Consider the following 15,824-nt stretch of genomic DNA (forward strand, 5'->3'; position numbering starts at 1 on the left):
TATTTTTATAAGTTACAAGCCCTGTCTTGTTTTCTCCGAAACAAGGCCTGGCCGTTATTCGATCACCGCCTCAGTCGATCTTCGCCCCGGAAGCCTTCACCACAACCCCCATCGCATCCCAATCCGAACGCAGCAGCTTCTGGAATTCCTCCGCACTCTGGCTGCGCGGCTCCACACCCAAGCGCTTGAAGCGTTCCTGGATCGCCGGGTCGGCCAGCACCTTGTTGGCCGCGGCGTTCAGGCGCTCGACCTCCGCCTTGGGCGTGGCGGCCGGCGCAAGCAGACCGATCCACGAATCGAAGGCGTAGCCCGGCAGCCCGCTTTCGGCCACCGTCGGCAGCTTCGGCAGGAAGGGGCTGCGCGACTGGCCGGTGGAAGCCAGCAGTTTCATGCGCGCGTCGTCCTGGAAGCCGATCACGCCGATGCTCGACGAGATCACCGCCTGCACGCGGCCCGCGAGCACCTCGTTGACGGCCTCGCCGGTCGACTTGGTCGGGATGTGCGTCATCTGCAGCCCCGCCTTCGCGAGAAACGACGCCATCGCGAGGTGCGTAGCGCTGCCGTTGCCCGCCGAGGCGTAGTTGTACTTGCCGGGGTTGGCCTTGACCTCCTTGATGAAGTCGGCCGTGCTCGACACATTCATGCCGCTGGCCACCGCCAGAACATAGCCCGCGTTGCCGACGTTGGCCACGCCGACGAAATCCTTCAGCGGGTCGTAGCTCAGCTTGTTGTAGAGAAAGCCCGCGATGTTGTGGCTCGCGGCCGCCAGGATCAGCGTGTTGCCGTCGGCCGGCGCGCGCGCCACCAGGGCCGCGCCCACGGTGCCACCCGCGCCCGCGCGGTTCTCGACGATGGCGCTGGCATTCAGCGCCGCGCCCAGCTCGTTGTTGAAGGCGCGCGCCACCGTGTCCTGCACCGCGCCGGTGGCGAAGGGCACGACGATGTGGATCACGCGCTGCTGCGCATGCGCCGGTGCAACGGCACAGAGCACCGCCGCGGCTGCAAGCGCGGTCAATGAACGTCGGGTGAACGGGGTGGAGGTCATCTGGGTGGCCACTTCTTTCTTCGTCATCGTCGACAGTGAAAAATTCAAACGCCCGACGGCAGCCAGCGCTGCACCAGCTTCACGAAGTAGCTGGCACCGATCGGGATGATCTCGTCGTTGAAATCGAACGAGGTGTTGTGGATGATGCAAGGGCCGGGCCCGTGGCCGTCCAGCCGGTGGTCGCCATCGCCATTGCCCAGGAAGGCATAGCAGCCGGGCCGTACGAGCAGCATGTGCGCGAAGTCTTCGGCGCCCATCACGGCGGGGAAGTTGTCGGTCACCATGTCGTCGCCCACCACCTCGCGCATCACGCCGGCGGCAAAACGCGCCTCGGCTGGGTGGTTCACGGTCGGCGGCGACGAGCGGTTGAAATACACCTCGGCCGTGCAGCCATGCGCCGCCGCCACGCCCGCGGCCACCTCGCGCAGGCGGGCCTCGATCTTGTCGATGGCCTCGATGGAGAAGGTACGGATGGTGCCGCCCACCGTCGCCACGTCGGGAATCACGTTCGGCGCATCGGAGCCCTGCAGCTGCGTGACCGCAAGCAGCGCACGCTCGGTGCTCGGAATGGTGCGCGCCACGATGGTCTGCAGCTGCTGCGCGAGCGTGACCACCGCCGCCACCGGGTCGATGCCCGTGTGCGGCATCGAGGCGTGCGTGCCGCGCCCATGCACGGTGATCTTGTACGTGTTGCTCGACGCCATCAGCGCGCCCTCATTGAGCGCGAAGCGGCCCACGTCGCCCACCGGAAAGTTGTGCAGCCCGAAGACCGCGTCGCACGGAAAGCGCTCGAACAGGCCTTCGTCGATCATCTTCTTGGCACCCGCCTTGCCCATCTCCTCGGCGGGCTGGAAGATGAAATGCACCGTGCCGTCGAAGTCGTCCGGCCCCTGCTGCGACAGGTGCCACGCGGCGGCCAGCAGCATCGTCGTGTGGCCGTCGTGGCCACAGGCGTGCATGCGGCCGGGGTTGGTCGACTTGTGGGCGAACTCGTTGGCTTCGTGCAATGGCAGCGCGTCCATGTCGGCGCGCAGGCCGATGGTGCGCGAGCCCGTGCCCTTGCGCAGCACGCCGACGAGTCCCGTGCCGGCGATGCCTCGGTGCACCTCGATGCCCCATCCGGTCAGCAGGTTCGCGACCTTCTCGGAGGTGCGGTGCTCCTCGAAACCGAGTTCGGGGTGGGCGTGGATGTCGCGTCGGATCTCGACGAAACGGGCGGCGTTGGCGAGGAAGGAATCGGCGATGTTCATGGCGGCAAGGGCGCTGTCGTGGGAGGCGGACGATTCTGGCGCAAGGCGGCGTTCGCCGCTATGGCGTTGGGTCAAAGCCCGGCCAGCACTTCGTCCAGCGTGTCGATCAGCAGATCGGCATTGGCTTCGGAGAACACCAGCGGCGGACGGATCTTCAGCGTGTTGGCATGCTCGCCGGTGGCGCTCAGCAGCACCTGCCGCTCCCGCAGGCCGTTGACGACGCGCACGGTCTCGGCTGTGGCAGGCGTGCGCGCGCGACGGTCCGTCACGAGCTCCAGGCCCACGAACAGGCCCGCGCCGCGCACGTCGCCGATCAACTCGTGGCGCTCGGCAAGCTTCGAGAGCCCCGAGCGCAGATGGCGGCCGACGCGCTGCGCATTGGCCATCAGGCCTTCGCGCTCGATCACGTCGAGCACGGCCATGCCGGCGGCCATCGACACCGGATTGCCGCCGAAGGTGTTGAAGTAGCGGCACTCGCGGCCGAACGCGGCCAGCACCTCGGGGCGCACCGCCAGCCCGGCCAGCGGGTGGCCGTTGCCCAGCGGCTTGCCCATGGTCACGATGTCGGGCACCAGGCCCTCGTGGCGCATGAAGCCCCAGAAGGCATCGCCGGTGCGGCCCAGGCCCGGCTGCACTTCGTCGGCAATGAAGATGCCGCCGGCTTCGCGGATCGCCGCCACCGCCTCAGTGAGAAAGCCCGCCGGGTCGGTGAAGATGCCGTCGCTCGAGAACACCGTGTCGACCATCAACGCGGCAGGCCGAATGCCATGAGCCTGCAAGTCGGCAATCGCTGCACGCACACCGGCCGCAAACGCCGCGCCTTGCTCCCCGGCCGGCACGCGATAGCTGTCCGGCGCCGGCACGGTGCGCACCGCACGGCCAAGCTGCACGAAGCGCCCGAGCGAAGGAGAGGCCTGCGCGATCGACTCGGTCACGCCGTGGTACGCGAAGCGCGTGACGATCAGCCCTTCTGCCTTGGTGTGGGCCTTGGCGATGCGCATCGCGAGGTCGTTGGCCTCGCTGCCGGTGCAGGTGAACATCGCGTGGCCGAGCTCGCGCGGCATGGTGGCGAGCAGCCGCTCGGCATAGTCGAGCACGCCCTCGTGCAGGTAGCGCGTGTGGGTGTTGAGCACGCCGGCTTGCCGCGCGATGGCCTCCACCACGTGTGGGTGGCAATGCCCCACCGACGCGACGTTGTTGTACGCATCGAGATAGCGCTTGCCGTCGGCGGCGTCGAGCCATACGCCCTCGCCGCGCACCGGATGCAGCGGCGCTTCGTAGAACAGGCGGTAGGCCGGGCCGAGCAGCCGCGCGCGGCGCTCCAGGAGCGATTCTTCAGGCATTTGCGTGACTCTGGTTCATGCCGCAGGCGCGCCGGAAGGCGGTGCTTGCGGCTTCGTTGCCGATGCGGTCGCAGGCCTGCAGGCGGGCCCACGAAAGCGCGTTGTTGCGCAGCAGGTAGGCCGCGTTGTCGGGGTGGCGCGCAGCGCGCCAGCCGCTGATGGCCACCACCATCACGAGCCGCGCGGTGATCAGCGTGAACAGCACGTCGACCTCCTCGCGCGTCAGCGGAAGCACGGCGTGGTACGCGGCGATGAAGGGCACGATGCCGGCCAGCGCATCGCCCGCCGGATCGAGCTGGTAGGCCGCGGCCACTGCCAGGTCGTCGATCAGCGGCGCGCGCACCATGTCGCCGAAATCGAGGATGCCGGCAATTCGGTCGGTGTCGGCGGGGTCGACCAGCACGTTGTAGATGTTGAAGTCGTTGTGAATGGGCTGCGTGCGCAGGCCCGCCAACACGGGCTTTGCATCGCGCTCGAAGCGGTCGAGCGAGCGCCCGGCCAGCGCGCGCCGCTGCGGATCGCCGATGTGCGCGAGCAGGCCGCGCACGCTGTCGGCGCGCTGGATGTCCCAGGGCAGCGCGAGCGCGCCGGCCGGATGGTCGAAGTCGCGCAGCGCGAGGTCGAGCCGGGCCAGCATGCGCGCCAGGTTCAGTTGCTGCGCGGCTGTGCGCGGCGCTTCGGGCAAGGGCAGGCCCGGCAGATAGCTGAAGAGCCGAGCCACGCGCGGCAGGCCGTCGCCCGGATCGCACAGCAGCGAGGGCTGGCCCTCGCGCGTGGGCACGATGCGCTGCACCGGCAGCCCCGCGTCGGCAGCCGCGATGTGCAGCAGCGCCTGGGTCTGGAAGTCCGCCACCAGCGGTGTTTCGCTCGGGTGCGAGATCTTCAGCATGAAGTGCTCGCCGGTCAGCGCCGATTCAAGGCGGTAGTTGCGGTCGCGCTCGCCGGTCAGCGGCCGCATCTCGCCCTCGATGCCGTAATGGCGCAGCGCGAACGCGCGCACCCATTCGGCGTCGAGTTCGGGCGAGCCTTCGCTCAGGACTTCCGCATCGTCGAACCCGTCCGCTGCCGTCATGCGGCGCCCGCGAAGCCGCGCAGCGCGCTGGCGAGGTTGGGGCCCAGGTCGTCGGAGAGATAGCCGCCCTCCTGCACCAGCACGGTCGGCAAGCCCAGACGCGCGATCTCGGCGAGCAGCTGCGCGAAGCCCGGCGTGGTGATCTTCATGCCCTTGTAGGGATCGCGCTCGTGCGTGTCCAGGCCCAGTGCCACCACCAGCGCGCCGGGCGCGAAGGCGCGAATGCTCTCGCAGGCATCGCGCAACGCAGGCAGGTAGCCATCGATGTCAGTGCCCAACGCTAGCGGCTTGTTGATGTTGTAGCCCAGGCCCGCGCCTTCGCCGCGCTCGTGCGCGTAGCCAGTGAAGAAGGGCGTGAAGTTGCGCGGATCGCCGTGCAGCGAGATCGTCAGCACGTCGGCGCGGCGGTAGAAGATGCCCTGCGTGCCATTGCCGTGGTGCACGTCGATGTCGAGGATCGCCACGCGCTCGTGCGCCGCGCGCAGCTGCTGCGCGGCGATGGCCGTGTTGTTCAGGTAGCAGAAGCCGTTGGCCCGGTCTGCATACGCGTGGTGGCCCGGCGGACGGCACAGCGCATAGGCCGCGCGCTCACCCTGCAGCACCAGCTGTGCCGCATGCGTGGCCACGTGGGCCGAGCCCACGGCCGCTGCCCAGGTGTGCGGGCCGATGGAGCAGGCGTTGTCGCCCATGTGGTAGCCGGCCTGCCCGACCACGCTCTCCGGGTAGGTACAGGGCTCTCCCGGAAAGGGATGGATGTTGGGCATGACCTCGTCGGAGGGGTCGTCCAGCAGGCGCCAGCGCGCATAGGCCGTCTCGAGGAACCGCAGGTACTCGGGCGTGTGGATCGCGGCGCGCGGGCCGGCACCGAAGTCTTCGCCCGCGATGACCTCGTGGCCGTCATGTTCGACCGCCGACAGCAGGCGGAAGGCGCGCTCGGGCTGCTCGTTGCTGCGCTTCAGGCGCCCGCGCACCATGAAGAGCTGTGGGTCGTGGTCCTTGTGGGCGTCGCTGTAGACGATCTTCATCGCGCGGGGCCTTGCGTCGGGGTAGATGGAGAAACCGTGCCGTGCTGCTTCACGAACAGCGCGCGCACCTGCTGCCATGCGTCGTCGAGGTGCTCGCGCATGGCCAGGCGCGAGGCATCGACGTCGCGGCTCATCAGCGCATCGACGATCGGGTAGTGCGTGTTGGCCATGGTCTCGGGGTCGTGGTAGACCGCGTCGATGAGCGCGATGATCATCTGCATCTCGGTCTGCGTGTTCGAGAAGATGCGGTGCAGGTGCGCGTTGCCCGAGAGCTCGCAGATCAGCGTGTGAAAGGCCAGGTCGGTCGCGATGCGCACGTGCTGCGGCTGCGTGGGCGCCTCGCGCACCATGCCGTCGACCAGCGTGCGCAGGCGCTGCAGCCCCGCGTCGTCGGCCTTGCGGCAGGCCAGTTCGACGGATGTCATCTCGAGGCTGATGCGCACTTCGAACAGGTCGTCGATCTCCTGGACGCTGATGGTGCGCACCGCGAAGCCGTGGCGCGGCCGCGCGACCAGCACGCCCTGGCGTTCGAGCCGGCGCGCGGCCTCGCGCACCGGGGCGCGGCTCACGCCCATGCGGCGTGCGATCTCGGCCTCGACGATGCGGCTGCCGGGGGCCAGGCGCCCTTCGACGATCGCGCGCGTCAGCTGCGCTTCGACCAGCCCGACGAGGTCTTGCGCCTCGACGGACTCGAAGCCGGCGCTGTCGGCAGTGGAAGAAGAAAAAGCCATGGTGTTTGTCTCGTCATGTGAGAGGGATCGGGTTCTTATTCTTGATCGGCCGCCGGGCCAGGTACACGCCCGCCGCCATGATCAGCGCAATGCCCGCCATTGCCAGCGCATCGGGCGGCCTGTGAAACCAGAAGGTGCTGAAGGCCACCGCCAGCAGCAGCTGAAAGTAGTTGAGCGGCGCCAGCGTCGCGGCCTCGACGCGCTCGAAGGCAGCCAGCAGCAGCCATTGCGCGAGCCCGCTGCACGCGCCGCCCGCGAGCAACAGCAACACGGCGCCGGCGGCAGGCCGCTCGGCCGGCAGGAAGAAGGGTGCCGGCACGGCCGTGACCACAAGGCACACGAGCGCCGTGTACGCGTACTGCACCGGGCTTTCAACGAGCCCCGCGAGGCGGCGCGTGAGCAGCTGGAAAATCGCATAGCAGACGGCCGACACCGCCATCAGCACCGTGCCCACCCAGGGCAGATTGCCGCCGGGCCGCACGATCAGCAGCATGCCGGCAAAGCCCACGCTCACCGCCACCCAGCGGCTGCGCTGCACCTGTTCGCCGACCAGCCAGGGCGACAGCGCCACCATGAGCAGCGGCGCGGTGAAGTAGATCGCAGTGGCCTCGGCCAGCGGCATCCAGATCAGCGCCGTCATGAAGCAGGTGGCCACCGTCGCGAGCATCGTGCCGCGCAACAGCAGCAGCTTTTTCTGCGGCGCCCGCCAGATGCGCAGGTCGCCATGGCGCAGCAGCATGGCAAAGGCGATGCAGATCACCGACAGGTAGCGCATCAGGTTGATGAACGGCGCCGGGTAGAACTGCAGCATGTGCTTGCAGAAGGCGTCGTAGCTCGCAAAGGCCATCAGCGCGCAGAAGAACAGCGCAACGCCGGTGCTCCTGGAGCCCGGCGGTCGCAACAGCACTGCGGCGTTCGCTGTGTTCACGCCAGCGAAGCCTCGAAGCGGGCCATCGCGCGGTCGAAGCGTTCGAACATCTCGTCGACCTGCGCGGGCGTGATGATCAGCGGCGGGCAGAAGGCAACGGCATCGCCCATGGCGCGCACGATCAGGCCTTCCTGCAATGCAAGCTCGGCCAGCCGCGCGCCGGCCTTCATCGCCGGATCGAACGGCGTGCGAGTGGCCGGGTCGGCTGCGAGTTCGATCGCGCCGATCAGCCCCACGCCGCGCACCTCGCCCACATGCGGATGGCCGGCGTAGCGGCGCAGGCCAGCCTGGAACTGTGGCGCCAGCGACTGCACATGCGCGAGCACCTTTTCCTCTTCGTAGATGCGCAGTGTTTCGAGCGCCACCGCGGCGGTCACCGGATGGCCCGAGTAGGTGAAGCCGTGGCCGAAGGTGCCGATCTTTCCGCTGTTGGCGGCCACGGCCGCATGCACCTGCTCGGACACCATGACGGCCGAGATCGGCACATAGCCCGACGACAGCGCCTTGGCGGCCGTGAGGATGTCGGGCCGCAGGCCGAAGGTGGTGGAGCCGAACATCTCGCCGGTGCGGCAGAAGCCGCAGATCACCTCGTCGGCGATCAGCAGCACCTCGTACTTGCGCAGCACGGCCTGCACCTTCTCGAAGTAGGTGGCCGGCGGCACCAGCACGCCGCCCGCGCCCATCACCGGCTCCGCGATGAAGGCGCCCACGGTGTCGGGCCCTTCAGCCAGGATGCGCTGCTCCAGCGCATCGGCCAGCCGCGTGGCGAAGGCTTCTTCGGTTTCGCCGGGCTCGGCATAGCGGTAGTGGTGCGGGCAGTCGACATGCAGGATGCGGTCGATAGGCAGGTCGAAGTCGCGGTGGTTGGGAACAAGCCCGCTCAGGCTGGCCGCCGCCACGGTGACGCCGTGGTACGCGTTGCGGCGCGCGATGATCTTCTTCTTGGCCGGCTTGCCGATGGCGTTGTGGTAGTACCAGACCAGCTTGACGGCCGTGTCGTTCGCCTCCGAACCCGAGTTGGCGAAGAACACCTTGGACATCGGCACCGGCGCCATCGCAATCAGCTTCTCGGCCAGCGCGATGGCGGCTGCGTTCGAGCGGTGGTTGAAGGTGTGATAGCAAGGCAGCGTGTGCAGCGCCTCGCTGCCGGCCTTGGCCAGGCGCGCGTTGCTGAAGCCCAGCGAGACGCACCACAGGCCCGACATGGCTTCCAGGTAGCGGCGGCCCTGGTCGTCCTGCACGTAGATGCCGTCGCCGCGCTCGATCACGAGCGGATCGACCTGCGGATGCGCCGCAAGATTGGTGAAGGGGTGCAGATGGGCCGCGATGTCGTTCGCCGCGCGCTCGGCGTGTGCCGATTGCAGGGCGGCGTTGGGAATCGATGCGTTCATGGGGCCTGCTCCGTTTTTCTTGCTTGAATTGCGATAGAGAAGAAAACCTCGCGGCTCAGTAGCCCCGGTCGAGGTCGACGGCCGTGTGGGGCCGCTCGCCGCGCTGCACGAGCGCGAGGTTGTGAAGTGTCTGCCGCGCGATCACAGAGGTGTCGGTGCGGGTGGCGATGTGCGGCGTGACCAGGATGCGCGGGTCGCCCCAGAAGGGGTGGTCGGCCGGCAGCGGCTCCTGCGTGAAGGCGTCGAGCGTGGCGGCAGAGAGCTGGCCGAGGTCCAGCGCGCGCAGCAGGTCGGCTTCGACCAGATGCGCGCCACGCCCTACGTTGACCAGGTGCGCGCCACGCGGCAGCCGCGCGAACAGGTCGGCGTCCAGGAAGCCCTGCGTCTGCGGCGTGAGCGGCAGCAGGCACACCAGCGTGTCGCAGCCCGAGAGGAATTCGTCGAGCTGCGCATCGCCGTGAAAGCCCGTGACACCGGCCGGCAGTTCGGCCTTGGCGCTGCGGCTCCAGCCACGCACCGCATAGCCGATGGCGGCCAGCGCCTCGGCACAGGCCAGCCCCAGGGTGCCGAGCCCCGCGATCCCGACACGATGGCGCCCGGGCGGGCTCATCGGTTGCTCTTCCCACACGCGCCGGGCCGCGCTCGCAAGGTACGCGGGCATCTGCCGCTGGTGCTGGATCACGGCCCAGCACACGTATGCCTTCATGCCCGTGGCCATCTCCGGATCGACGATGCGGCACAGCGGCAGCGCGCGCGGCAGCCGGGGGTCGGCCGTGATGTGGTCGACGCCCGCTGCCAGCGACTGCACCAGCTGCAGCTGCGGCAGGCTCGCGAGCAGGCCATGCGGCGGAAACCAGCAGACGGCCGCATCGATCTGATCGAGCGGGCCGAGGTCGGACCCAAGGCGCAAATCGATGTCGGGGCAATGCTCGCGAAAAGCGGGCGCCAGGTAGTGCATGTCGAGCACATCGCTCAGGAGCGCAACGCAAGGCATCAGGCCACCTTCGCAGACATGTCGGCCTGCGGCGCAAGGCGCGGCACGGCGTCGATCAGCTTGCGCGTGTAGGCGTGCTGCGGATCGTTGAGCACCTTCTGCGTCTCGCCGTACTCCACGACTTCGCCGCGCTGCATCACCGCGATGCGGTCGCACATCTGCCCGGCCACGCGCAGGTCGTGCGTGATGAACACCATCGCGAGCTGGAACTGCGCGCGCACCTGCGCGAAGAGCTCCAGCACCTGCGCCTGCACCGACACGTCGAGCGCCGACACGGGTTCGTCGGCCACCAGCAGCTCGGGCTGCATCGCGAGCGCGCGGGCAATGCCGATGCGCTGGCGCTGCCCGCCCGAGAACTCGTGCGGATAGCGCTGCGCTGCATCGGCGCCCAAGCCCACGAGCTGCAGCAGTTCCATGGCCCGCGCCATTGCCTCGGCCTTGCTCACGCCCTGCGCGATGGGTCCACCCGCAATGGCCGCGCCCACGCGGTGGCGCGGGTTGAGCGATGCATATGGGTCCTGGAACACCATCTGGATCTTGCCGGCCGCCGCGCTGCGGAAGTTGCGGCCCTGCGCGAGATTACGGCCCTTGAAGATGATGCGGCCGCTGTCGAAAGGCGCGAGCCCCACCAGGCAGCGCCCGACGCTCGACTTGCCCGAGCCCGACTCACCCACGAGACCCAGCGTTTCGCCGCGGTGCAGCTCGAAGCTGATGTCCTTTGCCGCCTGCACCGCACGGCCGCGCTTGAACAGGCCGCCGCTCGAACGGTAGGTCTTGCACAGGTCCTGCACCTGCAGCACGCGCGTGAGGTCGTCGTGCGGCACGGTCTGCGCCTGGCCGTCGGGAATGGCGGCGATGAGCTTGCGCGTGTAGGGATGCTGCGGCGCGCCGAGCACCTGCGCGGCCGGGCCGCTCTCGACCACGTGGCCGGTCTGCATGACCACCACGTGGTCGGCGATTTCGCTGACCACGCCGAAGTCGTGCGTGATGAAGAGCACTGCCGTGCCGCGGCGCTGCTGCAGCTCGCGTATCAGCGCGAGGATCTGCGCCTGGGTGGTCACGTCGAGCGCGGTGGTGGGCTCGTCGGCAATCAGCAGCACGGGCTCCAGCACCAGCGCGCAGGCGATCATCACGCGCTGGCGCTGGCCGCCCGAGAGGCGGAAGGGGTAGGCGTCGATCAGCAGTTCGGGGTCGGGCAGGCCCACGTCGGCCAGCGCCGCGAGGATGCGGCGTCGCTTCTCGGCCGCGGGCACGCTGCCGTGCGCGTCGAACACTTCGCCGATCTGCTCGCCGATGCGCATCACAGGGTTCAGCGCGGTCATCGGCTCCTGGAACACCATGCCGATGCGCCGGCCGCGCAGCTCGCGCATCTGCGGCTCGGTGAGCTGCAGCAGGTCGTGGCCCTCGAACATGATGCGGCCCGCCACCGGCGCCACGTGCGGGCGCGGCAGCAGGCCCATGACGGCGTTGGCGATCATCGACTTGCCCGAGCCGGACTCGCCGACCACGCACAGCGTCTGGCCCGGCAGCACGGAGAGCGTGGCGCCCTCGACGGCCAGCGCGCGGTCGGCGCCCGAGGGCAGCGAGATGCTCAGGTCGACGATGTCGAGCACGGGGTGCAGGGGTTTCATGGGCGTCACGGTGGCGTTCATTTCTTACTTGCCCCTTCCGTGCAGCCGCGTGTTGAGGCCGTCGCTCAGGCCTTCACCCACGAGGTTGAGCGCGAGCACGGTCAGCACGATGGCCAGCCCCGGGAACAGCGCCATCCACCAGGCCTGGCGCAGCACGGTGCGCGCGGCGCCGACCATGTAGCCCCAGCTCATCTGGTTCGGATCGCCCAGGCCCAGAAAGCTGAGGCTGCTTTCGAGCAGGATGGCCGTGGCCACCATCAGCGAGGCCATCACGATGATGGGCGACATGGCGTTGGGCAATATCTGCGTGAGGATGATGCGCGGCGTCGACTGGCCCGCGAGCAGCGCGGCCTGCACGAAGTCGCGCTGGCGCAGCGTGAGGAACTCGCTGCGCACGAGGCGCGCCACCGGCGGCCAAGAGACGATCGCAATGGCCACGACGATGGACTTGATCGAAGGCTCGAAGATCGCCACCAGCACGATGGCCAGCGCGAAGCTCGGCACCGCCTGGAACAGCTCGGTGAAGCGCATCAGCGCCGCATCGATCCAGCCGCCGAAGTAGCCCGCGATTGCGCCGAAGGTAACGCCGATCAGCAGCGCCACGATGGTCGACACCACGCCGATCAACAGCGAAATGCGCGCGCCGTAGACCAGGCCCGCGAGGATGTCGCGACCGAGCGTGTCTGTGCCCAGCAGGAAGCCGGGCTCGGTCCAGGGGCGCACGAAGGGCTGCTCGACCATGGCCCACGGGTCGTTGGTGGCGAGCCACGGCCCGAGCAATGCAACCGCTGCCACGATCAGCAACACGACCATGCCGGCCACGGCGCCCTTGTTGCGGCGAAAGCGCCGCCAGAAATCGCTTTGCATCGTCGTCGTCATGTCAGCTCGATCCGCGGATCGACCAGGGTGTAGACCAGGTCGGTGATGAGATTGAAGAGCACTGCCATCGCCGCCGTCACCAGGAAGGCGCCGAGCAGCAGGCTGTAGTCGCGCTGAAGCAGCGCGTCGAACATCAGGCGGCCGATGCCGGGCCAGGCGAACACGGTCTCGGTGAGCACGGCGCCGCCGATCATTCCGCCGGCCTGGATGCCCGCCAGCGTGACCACCGGCAGCAGCGCGTTGCGCAGCACGTGCGCGCGCAGGATGCGGCCGGGCTTCACGCCCTTGGCGCGCGCGGTCTTCACGAAGTCCATCTGCGCCACCTCGAGCATCGCGGCGCGCGTCATGCGTGCGTAGACGGCCATGTAGAACAGCGCGAGCGTGAGCGCCGGCAGCACCAGGTGCTTCGCGACGTCGAGCGCCAGCGCGAAGCCGGTGTGGCCCGAACCCACGGTCATGAGGCCGAAGCCCGGCAGCCATTCGAGCTGCACCGTGAACACCAGCACGGCCATCAGCGCCAGCCAGTACAGCGGCGTGGCATAGAACAGCAGCGCCACCACGGTGATGGCGCTGTCGACCCACGTGCCCGCGCGCCGCGCCGACAGCGCCCCCAGCGTGATGCCGAAGAGCAGCGAGAGCGCGAAGGCCGTGCCGGTGAGCAGCAGCGTGGCGGGCAGCCGGTCCATGATGAGCTTCAGCACCGGCTGCTGCTGGCGGTACGAATAGCCGAGGTCGAGCCGCACCACCTTGCCGACGTAGGTGGCGAGCTGCGTCGACAGCGGCTGGTCGAGCCCGAACTGCGCGCGCAGCTGCGCCACGAACTGCGGGTCGGACGCGCCGGCCTCGCCGGCCAGCACCGACACCGGATCGCCCGGCGCGGCGCGCACCAGCATGAAGTTGACCGTCGCAATCAGCAGGATCGCCACCAGGCCCTGCAGCACGCGGGTCAACATGAACTGCGTACGTTTCATTCGGTCGTCACTCCGCGCGTCAGCCGACGCTTGCGTTGCCGAGGCTGTCGTTGAGGCCGATGCCCGAGCTCACGATGTTGCTGAGCTTGGTGCGGTAGAGCGTGGGGAAGTTGAGCTCCAGCAGCCAGGCCACGGGCACCTCGTCGAGCAGGATTTTTTGCGCTTGCAGGTAGATGGCCTTGCGCTTTTCCGGGTCGGTCTCGCGCGCACCGGAATCGAACAGCTCGTCGATCTTCGGGTTGGAATAGCCCTCGACGTTGTTGAAGGGCGAGCCCTTGGCGATGTTGGCGGTGGTGTAGTTGCGCGCCACGCCCAGCGCCGGGTCGCCGTACTGGTAGACGTAGGTGAAGGCGAGGTCGTAGTCCCAGTCATTCAGGCGCTGGTTCCAGCCGGCCACGTCGGTGGCGGTCATCTCGACCTTGATGCCGGCCTGGGCCAGGTTCTGCTTCAGGATCTCGGCCTGCCGCGACCAGGTCTCGCCGTAGGGCAGCGGCAGCAGCCGCAGCGTCTCGCCCTTGTAGCCCGATTCGGCCAGCAGCTTCTTGGCCGTTTCCACGTTGCGCGGGTACTTGGCGACGTCGGTGCTGTAGAACTTGATGTTGCTGTTGAAGGGGCCGGTGGCGGGCTTGGCGAAGCCCTGCCATGCGATCTTGGCCATGGCCTCGCGGTCGATGGCGAACATCATGGCCTGGCGGAACTTGACGTTGTCCATCGGCGCCTTGCGGTTGTTCAGCCACAGCCACGAATGCGGCGCGAAGAACTCCCAGCCCTTGGTGGTGACCGCGACGCCCGGCAGCTTGGACAGGCGCTGCACGTCGAAGTACTCGACCGCGCCGCCGGGCACCAGGTCGACCTTGCCCGATTCGAAGGCCGCGGCGCGCGAGGCCGCGTCGGGAATGACGTGGAAATAGACGCTGTCGACCAACGGCACGTCTTTCACGTGGTACTTGTCGTTGGCCACGAGCTGGATGTACGAGCCCTTGACCCACTCCTTGAACTTGAACGGCCCGGTGCCGATGGGCGTGGCGTTGGCGGGGTTGGTCGCGAAGTCGGTGCCTTCGTAGATGTGCTTCGGGATCATCGGCATGCTGCCGACCTCGAAGATGCCGATGAAGGGGCCGAAGGGGTACTTGAGCTTGAACTCGACGGTGAGCGGATCGACCGCGCGGATGCTTTCCACCGCAGCCAGGTTGGCCCGCAGGCGCGCATGCGTCTTGCGCAGGAACACGTCGGCCGAGAACACCACGTCGGCCGAGGTGAAGGGCTTGCCGTCATGCCAGGTGACGCCGGGCTTGAGCTTGAAGGTGTAGAGCGTGCCTTCCTTGTTGACGGTCCACGCGGTGGCCAGCGAGGGCAGCGGGGTGATCTTCTCGTCGTAGCGCAGCAGGCCTTCGTAGATGTTGCCGGAGATCATCTGCGTGGGGCCGTTCTGCGTGATGCCCAGCATCAGCCCCGGCGGCTCCGGCTGGACGACGGCGTTGATCACGCCGCCCTTCCTGCCCGCGGCCAGGAGGTGCAGGGGAACGCCGGCCAGCGTCAGGCCGGCGGTGGCAGCGGCACCCATCTGGATGAGGTTGCGACGTTTCATGAGGGCGAACTCCTTCTGGCTCTTTCGAGGTGGTGGACAGGGTCAGGGGGACGGGATGGGAAAGCGGGGGGCAGCGGCTCAGTCGCGGAACGACGTGGCCGGTGCGGGCTCGATGCGCTGCAGCATCGCGCGCCATTCGCGCGCGTTCGGGTCGGATTGGCCGGGCAGGTGGCTGCCGCCGCCGGCCTCGTACTGCTGCGCGGTCTTTTCGCAGACCTCGGCCGGCACCGGGTACACCGGCAGGCCGCTCGACTGGATGGCCACCTGCACGCGGCAGGCACGCTCCAGGTTCAGCATCAGGATGAAGGCTTCCGACACCGTGCGGCCCAGCGTCACCAGGCCGTGGTTGCGCAGGATGAGCGCGCGCGCCGTGGGGCCCAGGTCGGCTACGAGGCGCTCGCGCTCCTCTGGGTCGAGCGCGATGCCCTCGAAGTCGTGATAGACCACGCGCTGATAGAACTGCAGCGCCCACTGGTTGCAGGGCTGCAGCCCGCCGGCCAGCGACGACACCGCCACGCCCGCCACCGTGTGGGTGTGCAGCACGCAGGCCGCGTCGTGGCGCGCCGCGTGCACCGCGCTGTGAATGGTGAAGCCGGCCGGGTTCACGTCGTAGGGCGAGTCGTCGAGGATGCGGCCTTCCAGGTCGATCTTGACCAGCGACGAGGCCGTGATGTCGCGGAATAGCATCCCGAAGGGGTTGATCAGGAACTGGTCTTCGGTTCCCGGCACACGCGCGGAGATGTGCGTGTAGATGCTGTCGTCCATGCCGTAGTGCGCCACCAGCCGGTAGGCCGCGGCCAGGTCTTGTCGGACCTGGCGCTCGGCGTCTGAGACGGGCGGGGCCTTGCGGTCCACTGCGTGCAGTTGCATATCGCGTTCCTTTCCACAGGCCCGGCCGGGCGGGCCTTGCCTTGTTGATGGGTTCGTCGGATTGACTGCGAGCTGTCGACAGTCAACCAGCGACAGTCTTAAGCAA

General features: G+C 68.4%; 14 protein-coding genes. All 14 read right to left on the reverse strand.

The features are described from left to right. Nucleotides 1-70 precede the first annotated feature (70 nt). Nucleotides 71-1,072, reverse strand: coding sequence for a tripartite tricarboxylate transporter substrate-binding protein (locus BLW48_RS10555; protein ID WP_093174517.1), 1,002 nt, complete (start codon nt 1,070-1,072; stop codon nt 71-73). Nucleotides 1,073-1,089: 17 nt separating this feature from the next. Then, the gene (locus tag BLW48_RS10560) at nt 1,090-2,295 is read right to left on the reverse strand and encodes a M20 aminoacylase family protein (protein ID WP_093174519.1); all 1,206 of its coding nucleotides are present in this window, start codon (nt 2,293-2,295) and stop codon (nt 1,090-1,092) included. Between the two features lie 71 nt (nt 2,296-2,366). After that, complete coding sequence (locus tag BLW48_RS10565; RefSeq protein ID WP_093174521.1) at nt 2,367-3,638, reverse strand: aspartate aminotransferase family protein; 1,272 nt, start codon at nt 3,636-3,638, stop codon at nt 2,367-2,369. After that, on the reverse strand, nt 3,631-4,710 hold the full coding sequence (locus BLW48_RS10570; protein WP_093174523.1) for a phosphotransferase: 1,080 nt from the start codon (nt 4,708-4,710) through the stop codon (nt 3,631-3,633). Before BLW48_RS10570 ends, BLW48_RS10565 begins: the two co-directional genes overlap by 8 nt. After that, nucleotides 4,707-5,735 carry a histone deacetylase family protein gene (locus BLW48_RS10575; RefSeq protein ID WP_093055120.1) on the reverse strand — a complete coding sequence of 343 codons (1,029 nt, stop codon included), beginning with the start codon at nt 5,733-5,735 and terminating at the stop codon, nt 4,707-4,709. The genes BLW48_RS10570 and BLW48_RS10575 overlap by 4 nt, the downstream gene beginning before the upstream one ends. Next, nucleotides 5,732-6,466, reverse strand: a complete 735-nt coding sequence (locus BLW48_RS10580) for a GntR family transcriptional regulator (protein ID WP_093174525.1) — start codon at nt 6,464-6,466, stop codon at nt 5,732-5,734. The genes BLW48_RS10575 and BLW48_RS10580 overlap by 4 nt, the downstream gene beginning before the upstream one ends. 13 nt (nt 6,467-6,479) lie before the next feature. After that, nucleotides 6,480-7,394 carry a DMT family transporter gene (locus tag BLW48_RS10585; RefSeq protein ID WP_093174527.1) on the reverse strand — a complete coding sequence of 305 codons (915 nt, stop codon included), beginning with the start codon at nt 7,392-7,394 and terminating at the stop codon, nt 6,480-6,482. Beyond that, nucleotides 7,391-8,785, reverse strand: coding sequence for an aspartate aminotransferase family protein (locus BLW48_RS10590; protein WP_093174529.1), 1,395 nt, complete (start codon nt 8,783-8,785; stop codon nt 7,391-7,393). Before BLW48_RS10590 ends, BLW48_RS10585 begins: the two co-directional genes overlap by 4 nt. Before the next feature lie 55 nt (nt 8,786-8,840). Then, complete coding sequence (locus tag BLW48_RS10595) at nt 8,841-9,779, reverse strand: 2-hydroxyacid dehydrogenase (RefSeq protein ID WP_093076355.1); 939 nt, start codon at nt 9,777-9,779, stop codon at nt 8,841-8,843. Beyond that, nucleotides 9,779-11,431 (reverse strand): ABC transporter ATP-binding protein, encoded by a 1,653-nt coding sequence (locus tag BLW48_RS10600; RefSeq protein ID WP_093174531.1) that lies wholly within the window; start codon nt 11,429-11,431, stop codon nt 9,779-9,781. The genes BLW48_RS10595 and BLW48_RS10600 overlap by 1 nt, the downstream gene beginning before the upstream one ends. Nucleotides 11,432-11,434: 3 nt before the next feature. Then, entirely contained in the window at nt 11,435-12,289 is an 855-nt protein-coding gene (locus BLW48_RS10605) for an ABC transporter permease (RefSeq protein ID WP_093076359.1), read from the reverse strand. Then, the gene (locus BLW48_RS10610) at nt 12,286-13,260 is read right to left on the reverse strand and encodes an ABC transporter permease (RefSeq protein ID WP_093076361.1); all 975 of its coding nucleotides are present in this window, start codon (nt 13,258-13,260) and stop codon (nt 12,286-12,288) included. The genes BLW48_RS10605 and BLW48_RS10610 overlap by 4 nt, the downstream gene beginning before the upstream one ends. Nucleotides 13,261-13,279: 19 nt before the next feature. Then, nucleotides 13,280-14,848, reverse strand: a complete 1,569-nt coding sequence (locus BLW48_RS10615; RefSeq protein WP_093174533.1) for an ABC transporter substrate-binding protein — start codon at nt 14,846-14,848, stop codon at nt 13,280-13,282. A gap of 78 nt (nt 14,849-14,926) precedes the next feature. Continuing rightward, nucleotides 14,927-15,718, reverse strand: coding sequence for a class II aldolase/adducin family protein (locus BLW48_RS10620; RefSeq protein WP_093076365.1), 792 nt, complete (start codon nt 15,716-15,718; stop codon nt 14,927-14,929). Nucleotides 15,719-15,824: the final 106 nt, after the last annotated feature.

This window comes from Variovorax sp. YR266, assembly GCF_900107295.1.
Taxonomy (GTDB): Bacteria; Pseudomonadota; Gammaproteobacteria; order Burkholderiales; family Burkholderiaceae_C; genus Variovorax.